Annotated in this window: 17 protein-coding genes and 1 tRNA gene; 4 read left to right on the forward strand and 14 right to left on the reverse strand. The window is 66.8% G+C overall.

From position 1 onward, the window contains the following. Positions 1 to 113: 113 nt before the first annotated feature. From NAF06_RS14060 to NAF06_RS14075, 4 genes are read right to left on the reverse strand one after another with little or no spacing between them, the layout of a single operon-like run. Positions 114 to 1,289 (reverse strand): inorganic phosphate transporter, encoded by a 1,176-nt coding sequence (locus NAF06_RS14060; protein ID WP_049908875.1) that lies wholly within the window; start codon positions 1,287 to 1,289, stop codon positions 114 to 116. Between the two features lie 15 nt (positions 1,290 to 1,304). Continuing rightward, positions 1,305 to 1,763: a YeeE/YedE family protein gene (locus NAF06_RS14065; RefSeq protein ID WP_008586689.1), complete on the reverse strand. Its 459-nt coding sequence runs from the start codon at positions 1,761 to 1,763 to the stop codon at positions 1,305 to 1,307. Beyond that, positions 1,763 to 2,320 carry a YeeE/YedE family protein gene (locus tag NAF06_RS14070; RefSeq protein WP_008586687.1) on the reverse strand — a complete coding sequence of 186 codons (558 nt, stop codon included), beginning with the start codon at positions 2,318 to 2,320 and terminating at the stop codon, positions 1,763 to 1,765. The genes NAF06_RS14065 and NAF06_RS14070 overlap by 1 nt, the downstream gene beginning before the upstream one ends. An 8-nt stretch (positions 2,321 to 2,328) precedes the next feature. Further along, on the reverse strand, positions 2,329 to 3,522 hold the full coding sequence (locus NAF06_RS14075; protein WP_008586684.1) for an MBL fold metallo-hydrolase: 1,194 nt from the start codon (positions 3,520 to 3,522) through the stop codon (positions 2,329 to 2,331). Positions 3,523 to 3,767: 245 nt separating this feature from the next. Here NAF06_RS14075 and NAF06_RS14080 point away from each other — a divergent pair, with 245 nt between their 5' ends. Both NAF06_RS14080 and NAF06_RS14085 read left to right on the forward strand, forming a co-directional pair. After that, positions 3,768 to 4,013, forward strand: a complete 246-nt coding sequence (locus tag NAF06_RS14080) for a sulfurtransferase TusA family protein (protein ID WP_008586683.1) — start codon at positions 3,768 to 3,770, stop codon at positions 4,011 to 4,013. Positions 4,014 to 4,015: 2 nt separating this feature from the next. Further along, positions 4,016 to 4,585, forward strand: coding sequence for a DsrE/DsrF/DrsH-like family protein (locus tag NAF06_RS14085; protein ID WP_008586680.1), 570 nt, complete (start codon positions 4,016 to 4,018; stop codon positions 4,583 to 4,585). 344 nt (positions 4,586 to 4,929) lie between these two features. Here the strand turns inward: NAF06_RS14085 and NAF06_RS14090 are convergent, their stop codons facing one another. The 9 genes from NAF06_RS14090 to NAF06_RS14130 all read right to left on the reverse strand — a co-directional run bounded on the left by NAF06_RS14090 (position 4,930) and on the right by NAF06_RS14130 (position 11,628). Further along, positions 4,930 to 6,048, reverse strand: a complete 1,119-nt coding sequence (locus tag NAF06_RS14090; RefSeq protein ID WP_008586678.1) for an aminotransferase class V-fold PLP-dependent enzyme — start codon at positions 6,046 to 6,048, stop codon at positions 4,930 to 4,932. A 15-nt stretch (positions 6,049 to 6,063) separates the two neighbouring features. Further along, positions 6,064 to 6,402, reverse strand: coding sequence for a thioredoxin family protein (locus NAF06_RS14095; RefSeq protein WP_100243526.1), 339 nt, complete (start codon positions 6,400 to 6,402; stop codon positions 6,064 to 6,066). A gap of 116 nt (positions 6,403 to 6,518) precedes the next feature. Beyond that, positions 6,519 to 7,145: a helical membrane plugin domain-containing protein gene (locus tag NAF06_RS14100; protein ID WP_008586674.1), complete on the reverse strand. Its 627-nt coding sequence runs from the start codon at positions 7,143 to 7,145 to the stop codon at positions 6,519 to 6,521. Between the two features lie 2 nt (positions 7,146 to 7,147). Next, positions 7,148 to 8,293, reverse strand: a complete 1,146-nt coding sequence (locus NAF06_RS14105; RefSeq protein ID WP_008586672.1) for an NAD(P)/FAD-dependent oxidoreductase — start codon at positions 8,291 to 8,293, stop codon at positions 7,148 to 7,150. After that, a complete protein-coding gene (locus tag NAF06_RS14110; RefSeq protein WP_049908874.1) occupies positions 8,290 to 8,526 on the reverse strand; it encodes a sulfurtransferase TusA family protein in 237 nt (78 codons plus the stop codon). Before NAF06_RS14110 ends, NAF06_RS14105 begins: the two co-directional genes overlap by 4 nt. Positions 8,527 to 8,654: 128 nt before the next feature. Next, the gene (locus NAF06_RS14115; protein WP_008586667.1) at positions 8,655 to 9,248 is read right to left on the reverse strand and encodes a class I SAM-dependent methyltransferase; all 594 of its coding nucleotides are present in this window, start codon (positions 9,246 to 9,248) and stop codon (positions 8,655 to 8,657) included. Positions 9,249 to 9,253: 5 nt separating this feature from the next. Further along, positions 9,254 to 9,475 (reverse strand): YgaP-like transmembrane domain, encoded by a 222-nt coding sequence (locus tag NAF06_RS14120; RefSeq protein ID WP_008586665.1) that lies wholly within the window; start codon positions 9,473 to 9,475, stop codon positions 9,254 to 9,256. Positions 9,476 to 9,560: 85 nt separating this feature from the next. Continuing rightward, positions 9,561 to 10,811, reverse strand: coding sequence for a M20 family metallopeptidase (locus tag NAF06_RS14125; protein WP_008586662.1), 1,251 nt, complete (start codon positions 10,809 to 10,811; stop codon positions 9,561 to 9,563). A 742-nt stretch (positions 10,812 to 11,553) separates the two neighbouring features. Next, positions 11,554 to 11,628: transfer RNA gene (locus NAF06_RS14130), tRNA-Arg, on the reverse strand. A 333-nt stretch (positions 11,629 to 11,961) separates the two neighbouring features. Between NAF06_RS14130 and NAF06_RS14135 the strand changes: the two genes are divergently transcribed. Further along, positions 11,962 to 12,561, forward strand: coding sequence for an RAD55 family ATPase (locus NAF06_RS14135; protein WP_008586660.1), 600 nt, complete (start codon positions 11,962 to 11,964; stop codon positions 12,559 to 12,561). Positions 12,562 to 12,676: 115 nt separating this feature from the next. Beyond that, on the forward strand, positions 12,677 to 13,099 hold the full coding sequence (locus NAF06_RS14140) for a CoA-binding protein (protein WP_049908872.1): 423 nt from the start codon (positions 12,677 to 12,679) through the stop codon (positions 13,097 to 13,099). Positions 13,100 to 13,135: 36 nt separating this feature from the next. On the opposite strand, the gene NAF06_RS14145 is transcribed toward NAF06_RS14140, so the two are convergent. Beyond that, positions 13,136 to 14,116: a PLP-dependent cysteine synthase family protein gene (locus NAF06_RS14145; protein WP_008586656.1), complete on the reverse strand. Its 981-nt coding sequence runs from the start codon at positions 14,114 to 14,116 to the stop codon at positions 13,136 to 13,138. Positions 14,117 to 14,151: the final 35 nt, after the last annotated feature.

Below are 14,151 nucleotides of genomic sequence, written 5' to 3' on the forward strand. Positions count from 1 at the left end.
TCTAACCGGACTCTCCCGCACCTGACGCGGACATCAGGCCGGCGGTCACGTGGAACCCGGCCGCCGTATCGTGGTTGTCGCTCGCGTCCGGAGGCGTCGCGTTCGGTACCGGATTACAACAGGACGGCACCCGCGGCGTATGCGAGCGCGAACGAGAGGACGAACGACCCGGTCCACGCGCCGAGTGTCACGCCGATCTTTCGCGCGTCGACGGCGTCTCGACCGCCGATCGCCGCCCCGCTCCCGATGATCGCGCTGACGACGATCTCGTTGAACGAGACGGGAACGCCGAGCAGGACGGCAAGCTGTGCGATCAGGAACGACGGGACGAGCGCCGAGATGGCGCGCCGCGGCCCCAGCGACGAGTAGTCCTGCGCGAGCGACTTGATCATCCGGGGAGCCCCCATCCAAGACCCCGCGAGCATCCCGAGGCCGCCGCCGACCAGCACCGCGACCGTCGACACCGTCTCGATCTCCCCGAGAAGCGGGATCAGCGGTCCGACCGCGAGGCCGACCTGGCTGCCGCCCGCGGAGAACGCGACGAGCGAACCGAGCGCCAGCAGCACGCGCTGGAGGCCCCCGCGTCGGTCGCGGCCGACGTCCCACCGGACCACGGCGGCGACCGCCGCGGCCGCACCGACGGTAACGAACACGGCCGACGCGGTCCCGTCGGCGGCCAGAACTCGCTGTCCGGTTTCTCGGACGGTCCCCGCCGCGCCCCTCCCACCGAGGAAACTGAACTCGATGTTCACGAGGACGGCCGCGACGAGGCCGACGAGAACGGGCACACTGAACCGTTCGGGAACGTCCGGCCGGGGGAGGACGCTCGCGCTGGCGTACGCGATTCCCCCGCCGACGAACGGCGTCAGCACCCAGACGGCCGCGATCTGCCGGTACTTCGACCAGACCGGCGTCCCGCCGAGCGCGAGGCCGACGCCGATGACAGCACCGGTCACGGTGAACGCGGTCGCGATCGGATACCCCGTCACGATGCCGACCGCCATCAGCCCCGCGCCCAACACCAGCACGAGGATGACGCCGGCGACGGGCATGCTCATTCCGCCGACGAGTCCGCTTCCGACGGCCTCCGAGACGTTTCCGCCCTGTGTAACGGCACCGGCGAATCCGAAGATTCCGACCAAGAGGGCGGCTCGCATCGTCCCGATGGCGTTAGCGCCGACGGCGGGCGCGAACGGAGTCGCACCGCTCGACCCGGCACCGATGACCCACGCCATGAACAGGCTGGCAAGCGCTGCCCCGATGAAGAGGGCGATGAGAGCGGGGTCCATTGAGAGGGGGAGAAGTCAGTCCCCGCTCGCCGGGACGGTGTCGCGTGCCCGACTGTGGCTGCGCCAGTAGCCCTGCGCGTACGCGCCGAGGAACATCCCGGCGAGCGCCCAGAGGATAGTGATGTTGCCGACGCCGAGGCTCGCGTACGCCGCCCCCGGACAGATGCCGGAGAGCCCCCAGCCGACGCCGAAGACGGCACCGCCGACGAGGACGTTCCGGTCGAACGGCTTCAGCCGCCGCTCGTAGGGGGTGCCGGTGAGCGGCGCGGCGTCCCGAATCCGGGGGAGCAGCGCGAACGCCACGCCGGAGACGATCGCGGCACCGAACATCACGAACGGCAGGCCGAGGTCGTCGAACTGGAGGAAGTTCAACACGACCTCCGGGCGAGCCATGTGGCTGAACCCGAGCCCGAACCCGAATATCAGCCCGCCGACGAATATCAGCGGCTTGAACAGCGGATGTCGGTCCGCCACTACGGGCTCACCCCCAGCGCGGCGACAACCTGTGCCGTCCCGATCGCCACCGTTAGGAACGTCAGCACGCCGACGAGCGAGGTCTTCGACGCCGAGCCGACCCCGCAGACGCCGTGACCGGACGTACAGCCCTTGCCGATCCGGGTGCCGATCCCGACGAGGATCCCGCCGGAGAACAGCCGCCACGGCTGGACGTCGGTGGTCCAGAGCGTCACGCCGGCGACCTCGTACAGCCGCCCGGTCGTCCCGGGCTCGTACAGCGAGGTCGTCACCGCGCCGGACTGGACCGTCGCCGCGAACGCGAGCGCCCCCAAGACGATGCCGGCCGTGAACACGAGCCGCCAGTCCCGCGAGCCGACGTACCGCTGAAACCGGGACTGGCCGGAGACGTACGACAGCGTCGACTCGAGGAACGTGCTCGCCCCGGCGGGGATACCGGTCCCGACGTAGATGACGACGGTGCCGAGGCCGACGAGTAGCCCACCGACGGCATATCGGCTGATCCCGTTGGGGAACAGCTCGGCGACAGCCTGAAGCAGTACTGGGTCAGCGACCATTTGCGTCGTCAGTCACCCGCGAGCGACTCCTGGCTCGCCGCGCAGTTGTTGGGGCCGAGTTCGAGGGTGAACGCCTCCTCGTCGTCGACGGCGTTCTGCCCGAGGTTCGTCGCGATGATCTCCTCGTAGTTGGCCGGCCGCGGCGGCATGTCCGAGAGGATCAGGTCGACGAAGTCGTCCTCGGCCATCGTGAGCGCGTCCATCTCCTCGACCAGCGCTCCGATGGGCGCGGTGTAGGTGCCGTCGGCGGCGGGCTCCGCGGCGTCGCTGAAGTGCGCGCCGCCGACCAGGGTGTCGTCGGGGAGCGTGAGGATGCGCTCCCGGAGGGACTCGTAGAGCATGCGCGCGGCGTCCGGCGCGCCGTCGTCGCCCTCCTCCAAGTCGGGGCGGGCGACGCTCTCGACGAACAGCCCGTCGCCGGTCGCGAGCAGGCCGTCGTCGACGAGGTACGAGGTCATCCCGGTCGTGTGGCCGGGCGTGTGGACGGCCTCGATGGTGGCGTTTCCGACCCGGAAGGCGTCGCCGTCCGCGGCCGTGGTCAGCTCGTCGGCGTAGGTGACGCCGCGGTCGACGGCGGCCTCGGGGATGACGCCCTCGACGCCTTCCGCGTCGAGGTCGCGAACGCCCGAGACGTGGTCGGCGTGGACGTGGGTGTCCAGCGCGTACCGAAGGTCGACACCGAGGTCGTCGGCGTCCGCGAGGTAGCGGTCGGTGAACGCCCGCAGCGGGTCGATGATCGCGGCCTCGCCGTCGTCGTAGAGGAGGTAGCCGAGACAGCCCGAGGAGGGGCGCTGGTACTGGAGGAGCGTGCCCGCGCCGTCGTAGTCGGTGACTTCGACGGTCTCGTAGATGCTCGCCCAGCCGTTCATGCCGTCCTCGAGGTGGTCGACCTCGTACCCGCGTTCCGCGAGCGTGCCCGCGACGTACTCGCTGGCTCCGCCCTTCGCACACAGGACGGTCACCTCGCGGTCGTCGGGAATCCGGGCGAGGACGTCCCCGTCGATGTCGTCCTCGAGGAACTCGAAGTACGGCACGTTGATCGACGTGACGTTCTCGCCGTCGATGCGCCACTCCTCGTAGTCCGACGACATGCGTGCGTCGAGGAGGGTGACATCCTCGACGGCGTCGATACGGTCCTTCAGCGTTTCCGGCTCGACCGACGCGACTTCGACGTCAGGAGTCGGGAAGTCATCAGCGTCCATGTTGTACAACCACTTCTACCGGCCGGATGTACAAAAGGATTCCCATAGTATTCCCCCAAACAAACAATACTACTAGATAGAGAATGTACCAGAGACGCCATTTCATGCCGTTTTAATGGTATCAAGAGCGTTGTACGAGGTCTCTATTCCACATAGGAGTTTGTAGTAAGCACAAGAACCGACAATCTTTTACTCGGTTGGTGGGTATTGTGCGACAGCTCCAATACAGACGGAGCAGACAACCAATGAGTGCTGAATACGACATCGCGGAGACGCTCGACGTGAAGGGTGCATCGTGTCCCATGCCTGTGGTGAAGACGAAAGGCGCGGTCGACGACCTCGCCGCCGGTGAGATCCTCGAGGTGCTGGCGACGGACTCCGGCAGCATGAGCGACATCGACGGCTGGGCGGCCGGTACTGCGGGCGTCGAGCTCGTCGAGCAGGAGGAAGGCGACGACGTGTACAGACACTACGTGCGCAAGACGGAGTGACGATGAGCACGGACACGCCCGACGCGCCGACCGACGACGCTCCCTCGCGTGCGGAGCTGGCCGCCCGCGTCGACGAGCTGGAGGACGCGCTCGCGGAGGCCACCGGTGACGACGGCAAGAAGATGAGCATCATCGCGACGAAGGGGACGCTGGACATGGCGTATCCCCCGCTCATCCTCGCCAGCACCGCCGCCGCGTTCGGCTACGAGGTGACCGTCTTCCACACGTTCTGGGGGCTCGACATCCTCCACGAGGAGCGCTCGAAGAACCTCAAGCTCAGCTCCGTCGGCAACCCCAACATGCCCGTGCCGAACGCCGTCGCGGCGCTCCCGGGCATGGACCGCGTGACGACGAAGATGATGGAAAAGAAGATCGCGGACAACGACACCGCCTCTATCGAGGAGCTGCTGGAGACGAGCCTCGACATGGGCGTGGAGTTCCAGGCCTGTCAGATGACCATCGACCTGATGGACTACGACGAGGACGACTTCTACGACGGCGTCACCACGGGCGTCGGCGCGGCGACGGCCCTCCAAGACATGGCCGACGCCGACATCCAGCTCCTGGTCTGACCTCCGTTGAACGGACTCGAGAATCAGATTTTCCCGGGTCGTCGAGGCCGTCGCAGAGGCGGGGGAGGTCGAGCCGGTCACGCTCGATCCGCGCTGGTCGAGGTCGTCGACCCGAATACGGTAGAAACGTCGGTCTAGGGTTCGACGGCGTCTGACCCCGAGACTCGAATCGGGTGTCGCGGTCGCGACGTCCTCGTCGACGACAACAGTCCCGTGTCGTCCGACTGAAGCAGACGAAACGTCCCTCCGGTAGCGGTACCTCAGACGGACCCTCCAGCAGCGGCTTTCGGTTTCAACGAGTAGGCCGGAGAGACTGTCGTAGGGGGAGAGGAACGGTGATTGCGTCAGTTCCACTCCGAGTCGAGTGCGTCCAGCAGCCGCTCGGTCTCTGCGCGAGTGTTAACGGCGTGGACCGATGCGCGGACGGCGTTCGGCGTCGGCAGGGCCCGAACGACGATCCCCTCCGACGCAAGTCGGTCGACCGTCTCTCCGGGGTCGTCCACGTCGATGGTCACGAGTCCGGACTCGGGGGCCGCTGGGCTGAGAAGCCGGTCGTCGGGAATTCCGTCGGTCAGCCGGCCGGCCAATTCCCGGATCCGGGCAGCGATGCGGTCGACTCCGACTTCGTCTACCGCCTCGATTGCTTCCGCTAGGGCGACGTGCGGGGCCGGGTTGGCCGAGCCGACCTCGAATCGTCGGGCACCGGCCGCAAACTCGTAGGGATCCGCGGTCGGCGTCTCGACGCTTCGGTACCCGACCGTCGCGGGTCGCAGGGAGTCGGCAGCCGTCCGGTCGACGTAGAGGAAGCCGCCGCCCCACAGCCCCAGCAGCCACTTGTGCCCGGCCGCCGCGACGGCGTCCGCCCCCCACTCGCCGACATCGAGGGGAAGCTGTCCCGGCACCTGTACGGCGTCGACGAGCGCGAACGCGCCGGCCTCGTGAGCGATGTCCACGAGGTCGGCGACGGGCAACCGGGTGCCGTGCGTCCAGGTCACGGCGCTGAAACAGGCCAGGCGCGCGTCGGCGACCGCCTCGGCGAAGGCGTCTCGGTCGACGCGGCCGTCCTCCGTCTCGACGACGCGAACCTCGACGCCCTCCCGTTGGAGGCGTTGCCACGGGAGCGTTCCGGCCGGGTGTTCGAGATCGGTCCGCACGACCGTGTCGCCGGGCTCCCAGTCGACGGCGGTCGCGACGGCGTTGACGCCCGCGGTCGTGCTCTCCGTGAGCGCGATCTCGTCGGCGTCCGCACCGACGAAGGCGGCGACGCGCTCCCGCACGCGGTCATAGGTGTCGAACGCCACCTCGTACGGGTCGTTTCGCGTGCTCGCTTCGTACTCGTGTGAGCGGACGAACTCGTCAGCAGCCTCAACGACGTACCGCGGGCTCGGCCCGTGGGCACCGAAATTCAGGTAGACGTCCTCGTGTAGGGCGGGCGTGTCGGCGCGAAGTTCTCTCGGGGTCATCTCGTTGTCGGTGAGTTAGTCTCGATACCGGGCGATTAGTTCGCGAAGGGCCCGTTCGTTCTGGCCGCCTCGGAGCTGTTTCACTGGTTGCCCGTCGACGAACAGGACGAACGTGGGCGCGCTCTGGGCACCGAACTCGATGGCGGTCTCGAGATTGGATTCGATGTCGATCGTCAGGACCGTCGCGTCGGCGTCTTCGGCGAGCGTTTCGAGGACCGGCTTCATCCGTGTACAGGTGCCGCACCACTCCGTGTAGAACTCGGCGAGTACGACGCCGCTGTCTTCGACGACTGTTTCGAGATCGGCGTCGTCCAGCGAAATCACGCGGCCTATCTCCGCTGTTCGTGTTGCCATTACAGAATCTTACGCTTCTGGTAGTTATTAGTCTTGGGATCTCTACACAATATAGAAGAGGAGTGAGTTGACTCCCGTGGGTATCGAGTGGGAGGGCGTGAAACGGACATCGGCCGCTAACGCGACTCCGCGCCGGAGTGCTCGCGGCCGATGGCGCTCGCGAGCGCCAACAGGTAGCCCAGTCCGTACTGGACGTCTGAATCCCGTAATCCGCGGAGCAGACCGACGGGACCGACCTGCTCGGGGGTGTTCCGCTCCGCCTCCCCGACGCTCTCTAGGAGCGTCTCAATGCCGTCGCGAGTGTCGTCGTCCGCGGCCGTCTGCGCGACTTCGCCGACGGCGGCACCGGTGCCGGCCAGCGACGCGACCATCTCGTCGTCGAGCGCCGCCGTTGCCAGCGATCCGACCCCCGCGAGTTCGGCAAGTTCGTCGAGTGCGCCGCTCCGCTGGAGCGTGACCAGCGTGTCGAGGGCCTCGCGCAGTTCGTCGCCGTTCTCCCCGACCGCTTCGGCCAGCGCCACGGTCTCGTCGGTCGCCAGTCCGTCGGCGGACTCGGCGAGCGTCGACCCCGTTGCCGAGAGCTCGCGGACCATCTCGTCGTCGAGCGCGCTCTCGCCCAGCGAGATCACGTCCAGTAGCTCGTTGACTGCGTCGAGGTGTTCAACGAACTCGGCGACGGCTTCGGGGTTCTCTTCGATCGCTACCTCCAGCTCGGACTGGTCGGGATTCTGCTGTTCGGACATGATCAGAGCAGACCTCGTGCGGTCAGCCAGTACGACTCGTTGTACGCCAGCTTCGACCAGTGGAGTTTCTCCGAGGGCGGTGCCGGCGACGGCGGCTTCTCGTAGTCGAACTCCACGAACGACGCCGCGTCCATCCCCGTCTCGATGAAGCACAGCGTCTTCCCGTCGTAGGTCGCCGTCGCCGGGCGGCCGCGGATCTTACTGGCGAGCCGTTGGCCCACAACGCCCGCCTGATAGTGCGCGACGCTGCCCGCGTTCGGGACGCCGGTGTCGGCGGTGTCGCCGAGCGCGTAGACGTTCTCGGCGGCCTCGGCCTCCAGCGTGTGCCTGTCGACGTCGACCCAGCCGTCGTCGCCGAGTCCCGCCTCTTCGATGAGGTCGACGCCGGCGTGGGGCGGGATCGTCACGAGGAGATCGTACTCGAGTTCGGTCCCCTCCATCGACGTGATAGTCTCCGTCTCGGGGTCGATCGCCTCGGCGTTGAAGAACGTCTCCGTCCGGATGTCCCGCTCCTCCATGAGGGGGCGGGCCCACTCGGCGATGTGGGGGTTGCCGTGGACACGCTGGATCGGATACGTGTACGTGATATCGACGTCTTCCCGGAGGCCGCGCTCGCGGAGCCAGTCGTCGGCCATGAAGACGAATTCAAGCGGGGCGGCCGGACACATGTGGGGCGTCCCGATGACGCTCAACACGAGGTCGCCGTCGGTGAACGCCAGCAGCTCGTCGCGCAGGTCGGTCGCGCCCGACTCGCTGTAGTAGTCGTGACCGGCCTCCGCGAGGCCCGGAATTCGGTCGGGCTCCAGCGTCGACCCGGTCGCCAGCACGAGGTGGTCGTAGCTGACTGGCGGCGAGTTCCCGCGGAACCGGAGCCGCCGGGCCTCGGTGTCGATGTCGGAGACGCGGTCGATCCGGAGGTCGATCGCGTCGTCGACGAGGTCGTCGAGCGCGCGACGGCCGTCGTCGGGTTCGCGCTGGCCGAACGGCACGTACAGCCAGACCGGCTTATAGACGTGGTCGGGGTCGTCGTTGACTAGCGTGACGCGGACGTCGCCGGCGTCGAGTTCGGGTTCGAGTCGGTCGGCGAGGTCGTTCGCGAGGACGGTCCCCCCGGTCCCGCCGCCGACGATAACGACGTGCTCGGTCATGCTTTCTCCACGTAGAACGCGTTGTGGTCGTCGATCTCTTCGACCGCGAGCAGTTCGTTACCGGCCTCCTCGGCCCACTCGGGAACGTCGGTGAGCGACTGGTCGGTGTCGCTCAGCAGTCGGATCACGTCCCCCGACTCGGCGCTTCGAATCCTTCCGATGAGGTCCATGAGCGGGCCGGGACACGCTGCGCCTCTGGCGTCGACGGTGTCGTCGGGCTCGATATCAGTCATAGGGGGCTCACGGGAGGCAGTTGGAACGGCCCGGTATTAGTATTGTGCCAAGATTCCAAGATTAAGGAATTCTACAGGGGCCGAGTGGCCGGCCGAGGAACGGTCTCGAAATCGGAGAGGAGGAGCGGTCACCGATCGAATACGAGCCCGTAATGGTACGGCGGCAACTCGACCAGCCGGTCGAGCGTGAACGGTGCGGCCGAAAGTACAACGTCTTCGGTTTCGCCCGGCGGCGACCGAAGGGCCGTCGGGGGCCCCCGAGGTTCGGTTCCGACAGTCGTCGTTTCACGCGGGCGGTCGTGCCAGTTGACGATGATCAGGCTGCCGCCGGGTTCGATCGCCCGGAACGCCTGTTCGACGAATCCCGACTGGTCCTCAACGCCGTGGAAGGTGTTCGCCACAACGAGCGTACTGACTGGGTCGGGGAGGACATCGGTCAGATTCCGGGCGTCACCGTGAACCGGTACGACGTTGTCGATGCCCTGCCGGTCGGCAAGACCGTCGAGTTCATCGAGTAATGACGCATCCAAGTCGACAGCGTACACGGACTCGGATTCCGCAATCCGAGCGGCCGGAAGCGCAAAGTAGCCGCTTCCACAGCCGACTTCAGCGACTGACTCGCCCGACTCGACACCGAGTTTCCGGAGCGTCGCGCCGGGCGTCGGCCAGAGTCTGCTCCACCAGTCCCAGTCAGGTTGACCGGTGTTCTGAAAGCGTGCCATTCCGACTAGGATCCCGACGTGTCCACTCCCAACAGGCGATACAGGAGACAGACTCGGACGAGCGCAGTCCCGACGAGAACGAGACCCAGCAGCGTCAGAACCGCGCCGACCGTCGTCCCGAGGCCGAGGAGGCCACCGAGTGTCGCCAGTCCGACCGCCGCCGAACCCAGCCCGAGACCGATCCGAATTCGTCTGTCTGCCGCACCGATATTGTTTTTCATACCCACAATTATACTATACTACTACGTAAGTCTTTCCCGACGACTTCTCCCGTCGCACAGGCAGTCCGGCACGACCGCCCGCTTGGAGGCGTTACTGCTCAAGCTGGGACTGCCACCGCGTTGGTAGCTGAGCGTAGACGACGGCGTTGTCGACGAGTACGTCCACCGGAACGTACTCATCCGGGGCGTGGACAGTGTCGGTTCCGAGTGCGAACTCGACGGTCGGGATCCCCGCGTTCCGGAACTTCTTGGCGTCGCCACCGCCCGTAGCGCTCCGTCTGAAGACGCGATTTCCCGTGACTTCTTCCGCGGTCGACGCGACGGCTTCGACGAGCGGGCTGGTGGGAACCTCGGCCGTCCCAACGCTCCAAGAGATGTCGGCGACTGTGATACCGTCACAGTCGGCAACGCACTCGCGAATTTCAGCGAGCACATCGGGCGTATGGACGCCTGCGGTCAGTCGCACGTCAACTTCGGCGTGCGCGGACTGCGGGACGGTGTTTATCGCGTCCCCGCCCTCGAGGACACCGAGATTGATCGAGGGGTACCGGAACAGCTCTCGAGCGGTGGCCTCACCCATCGAGGGGGCGTAGTACTCGACCGACTCCTCGACGATCGGTGCCACGTCAGCGTCGATTTCGAGCCGCCGGGTGCCGAACCGTTCGCGCACCGTCTTGACGGCGTCGTAGAGCCGGTCGATGGCGTTGACGCCGAGTACCGGCCGGGAGCCGTGGGCCCCCTCACCGCCCGCTTCGAGCGTCAGCCAGATGCTGCCCCGGTCCGCGATCGTGACGGAGTGACGGCCCTCCTCGCAGGTCGGCTCGCCTATCACGCACGCGTCAGCGTCGAGCTTTCCAGCGTCCAGTACCGCCGGCAGGCCGGCGTCACCACCGACCTCCTCGTCGCTCACGAACGCGAATCGGAGGTCGACGGGCGGCTCCGTGTCGGTGGCTACGAAGGCCTGAACCGCGAACAGCATCGACGCAACGGCACCCTTCATGTCGGTTGCGCCGCGGCCGTAGACGCGCTCGTCGACGCGCTCGCCGAGCGGAGCGCGGGACCACGCCTCGGCGTCGAAAGGCACCGTGTCGAGGTGGCCGTTATACAGCAGCGTGTGATCAGAGCCACCCGGGAGCCGAACGAGCAGATTCGGCTTCGTTGGGTCGGCCGCGAACCGCTCCACTTCGACCGGGAGCGGGTCGAGGAACTGTTCGATTTCGGCGACGATGTCACGCGTGTCGCCGGGCGGATTCGACGTGTCAACCGCGAGGAGATCGAGGGCGAAATCGACCAGATCCTCACGGTGCGCTCGCGCGTACTCGGCCGGCGTCGCGTCGCTCATCGGTCCGCTGACTCCCTCCTTGCGGGGCGGAAAGCGGAACGAGACACGAGCGAACGCTCACGGTCTCCCCGCCCCGCGAGGTCGACCGTGAACCCCTCCTCTGCCGGCTGTGGCAGCTGGACGGCCGTGTGATCCCCCACGAGAATACGCTCGGGCGGTCGAGACGCCCCGTCGCGCCCCGGGTCTTCACCTGCTGGTGTGGCCACCATGGACGAAGATAGGATAGCAGGGCGATTAAAGTTGTTCCCACATCCCACAATACTCTATCGGAAGCGGCTGGACTAGAAGGTAACATCCATACAAACACGTCTTACGAAAGACCTCTAAGAAATGTCTGTGTTAAAACTCCAATATAGCACATGAGTGGGGCTCCCGATTGACTTGATACGGATCGGCCCGGACGACGTCGGCGAAGGGCGACCCTCAGAATGGGCCACGAGGACGCAGCCGAACGCGTCCGAGCGTGTTCGCGGACGCCGGCGGCGTCACGGTCGGGTTCTCGGTCCCCAGGCTGCTCAGCAAAACTGTCGGCGCTGGTCGCGATCCACCGGTTCAGCGACGTGCGATCGCGCGCACCCCTGACGCATTGTTTATACACGACGTACCGGTGTCTCGCGAATGCGATCCGTTCGAAGAACGAACGGGCGCTACAGGATTTGAACCTCGGTCGGAGCGAAGCACCTCCCAGCTTCAAATCCTCCGGCCCAGTTTCGACTCCTCACTTCGTTCGTCGTCAGAAACATGGGCGCTACAGGATTTGAACCCGTGGCAACTTGGTCCGAAGCCAAGCACTCTGTCCAAACTGAGCTAAGCGCCCGTGCCTCAGGTTACTTCCGAGACCGTGTTAAGTCCCGCGATTCGAAATCGGGGCCGCGTACTCGGCCGGGGAACGCTCCCGTCTCACCGGGCGGTAAATTAGCGGATGTGACACGTCGGGGCCCGCCGGCGGCGTTCGGTCTCGCTCTCGCGACCGGATCCGACGGTTCAACCGTTTCGGGGACGCACGCAGGCGCGATGCGGGCTTACGCGTGGCGATCAAAAAGAATATTATTCGGAGCGGGCATGTTTCGGTAGTAGATGTGTCCTGGTCGCACGGCCTCACAGCCGAACGAGCGGCTCGCGCCGACGTCGTCGCCCCCGAGGTGCGTCCATGTATGAGCTGACGCCGCATTTCGACGCCGAGGTCGAACCCGGGACCAACATCCTGTTGACCGGTCCGCCGCTGAGCGGGAAGCGGTCCATCATGATGGACGTCCTCGCCGCGGGCACCGACCGCGACGAGGGGGCCATCGTGGTCACCACGAAGGACGGTGCCGACCGGGTGCTCCGCGACTACGAGAAGCGGACGCCCTACGAGGGCAAGCCCGTCGCGGTCGTCGACTGCGTCACGCGCCAGCAGGGCGGCGAGATCGTCGAGTCCGACCGTATCAAGTACGCCTCCTCGCCGGTCGACATGACCGGCATCGGGATCAAGCTCTCGGAGTTCCTCCAGGCGTTCGGCGACCGGGGCATCGAGCAGAACCGCGTGATGGTCCACTCGCTGTCGACGCTTTTGATGTACTCGGACCTCCAGACCGTGTTCCGGTTCCTCCACGTGTTCACGGGACGCGTCCAGAGCGTCGACGGACTGGGCCTGTACAGCATCGACTCGACGGCCCACGACGACCAGGCGATGAACACGCTCAAACAGCTGTTCGACGGGATCATCACGGTCACCGAGGACGGCGAACCGGAGATCCGGCTCGCCTGACCGGCCAGTGGCCGTCGAGGGTCTCACCGCCGAGCGTCTCGCCGCTGAGGTTCTCGTCGCCGAGGTTCTCGTCGCCGGGGATGCGTTTAATCGGGTCGCGCTCGAAGCGCCGCGTATGCTCATCACCGACGACGAGGGGCTCGACCGACTGCTCGACGCGGAGACGATCGCCGTCGTCGGCTGTTCGACGACGCCCGGGAAGGCCGCTCACGACGTGCCCGAATACCTCCAAGACCGCGGCTACCGCGTGATCCCGGTGAACCCCTACGCGGACGAAGTACTCGGCGAGCCGGCGTACGACTCCCTCGGCGAGATCGAGGAGGCGATCGATCTCGTCGACGTGTTCCGTCCGAGCGAGGAGGTGCCGGAGATACTCGACGCCGTCCGCGAGCGACACGGGTCACGCGGTGACGCGGGCGCGGCGTGGCTCCAGCTCGGGATCAGTCACGACGAGGCGGCCGCGGACGCGGCGGCCGACGGGATCGACGTGGTCCAAGACCGGTGTATCAAGGTCGAACACGGGCGACTGCGGGGGTAACCGGGCTCAGACGACGCCGCGCCGACGATCGCCCCGCTACCCCTCCCACTCCTCGAAGCTCCGGTAGACGCCCTTCGAGAGGTAGCGCTCGGAGGAGTCGCAGAAGATAGTGACGACGGCGTCGTGCGGGGCGTCGATCTCGCCGTCGCGGATGTCGCGGGCGACGCGCTTCGCGGCGAGGGAGTTCGCGGCCGCCGAGGAGGCGACGAGCTGCCCCTCCTCGGCCGCGAGCCGTCCCATCTCCTCGTGGACCTCGCGGTCGTCGATCGCCTGGACCTCGTCGACGAGGGCGGGCTCGAACAGCTCGTTCGTGTCGATGTCGTGGGTGCCGATCCCCTCGGTCTTGTACTCCTCGTGGTCGACGTCCTCGCCGAAGAACTCGCGGTACGCCGAGCCGGCCGGCTCGACCGCGGTGACGTGCGTGTCCGCGTCCGCCTCCCGGAAGTACCGGGCCATACCCATCAGCGTCCCGGCGGTACCGCAGCCGGCGACGACCGCGCCCACCTCGCCGTCGAGCGCCTCGTCGATCTCGGGGGCGGTCGTCTCGTAGTGCGCCTCGGCGTTGAGCGGGTTCGAGAACTGCTGGGGGACGACGGCGTCGTCGAGCTCCTCCGCGATCTCGTGGGCGCGCTCGATCGCGAGCTCCATCCCCTCCTTGCTCGGGGTGTTCACGACCTCCGCGCCGAGCGCGCGCATGAGCTGCTGTTTCTCCACCGAGAAGCGCTCGGGAACGACGAAGATCGCGTTCAGGCCGAGTTGGCCCGCCGCGACCGCGATCCCGATGCCGGTGTTACCGGCGGTCGGCTCGATCACGGTGCCGCCCTCGCCGACGTCGCCGCGTTCCAGCATCCGTTCGAGCATGTACTTGCCGATGCGGTCCTTGATGCTCGCGCCGGGGTTGAACGTCTCCAGCTTGGCGTACACCGGCACCTCGTCGGGCGAGTCGTGGACGCGGACGAGCGGCGTCTCGCCGACGGTCTCCAACACCGACGAGAGGGGCTCGGCGTGCGTGGTCATAGTCCGGCAAAGGTTGCCGCGGGATTTGTGTGTTG

It is taken from the genome of Halorubrum hochsteinianum (genome assembly GCF_023702125.1).
GTDB classification, from domain to species: Archaea; Halobacteriota; Halobacteria; order Halobacteriales; family Haloferacaceae; genus Halorubrum; species Halorubrum hochsteinianum.

Coding starts and splice junctions, on each gene's coding strand:
- NAF06_RS14140 (WP_049908872.1), top strand. CDS start 12,677: ATGCTCATCACCGACGACGAGGGGCTCGACCGACTGCTCGACGCGGAG.
- NAF06_RS14125 (WP_008586662.1), bottom strand. CDS start 10,811: ATGAGCGACGCGACGCCGGCCGAGTACGCGCGAGCGCACCGTGAGGAT.
- NAF06_RS14105 (WP_008586672.1), bottom strand. CDS start 8,293: ATGACCGAGCACGTCGTTATCGTCGGCGGCGGGACCGGGGGGACCGTC.
- NAF06_RS14095 (WP_100243526.1), bottom strand. CDS start 6,402: ATGGCAACACGAACAGCGGAGATAGGCCGCGTGATTTCGCTGGACGAC.
- NAF06_RS14060 (WP_049908875.1), bottom strand. CDS start 1,289: ATGGACCCCGCTCTCATCGCCCTCTTCATCGGGGCAGCGCTTGCCAGC.
- NAF06_RS14080 (WP_008586683.1), top strand. CDS start 3,768: ATGAGTGCTGAATACGACATCGCGGAGACGCTCGACGTGAAGGGTGCA.
- NAF06_RS14135 (WP_008586660.1), top strand. CDS start 11,962: ATGTATGAGCTGACGCCGCATTTCGACGCCGAGGTCGAACCCGGGACC.
- NAF06_RS14100 (WP_008586674.1), bottom strand. CDS start 7,145: ATGTCCGAACAGCAGAATCCCGACCAGTCCGAGCTGGAGGTAGCGATC.
- NAF06_RS14075 (WP_008586684.1), bottom strand. CDS start 3,522: ATGGACGCTGATGACTTCCCGACTCCTGACGTCGAAGTCGCGTCGGTC.
- NAF06_RS14085 (WP_008586680.1), top strand. CDS start 4,016: ATGAGCACGGACACGCCCGACGCGCCGACCGACGACGCTCCCTCGCGT.
- NAF06_RS14110 (WP_049908874.1), bottom strand. CDS start 8,526: ATGACTGATATCGAGCCCGACGACACCGTCGACGCCAGAGGCGCAGCG.
- NAF06_RS14145 (WP_008586656.1), bottom strand. CDS start 14,116: ATGACCACGCACGCCGAGCCCCTCTCGTCGGTGTTGGAGACCGTCGGC.
- NAF06_RS14070 (WP_008586687.1), bottom strand. CDS start 2,320: ATGGTCGCTGACCCAGTACTGCTTCAGGCTGTCGCCGAGCTGTTCCCC.
- NAF06_RS14115 (WP_008586667.1), bottom strand. CDS start 9,248: ATGGCACGCTTTCAGAACACCGGTCAACCTGACTGGGACTGGTGGAGC.
- NAF06_RS14090 (WP_008586678.1), bottom strand. CDS start 6,048: ATGACCCCGAGAGAACTTCGCGCCGACACGCCCGCCCTACACGAGGAC.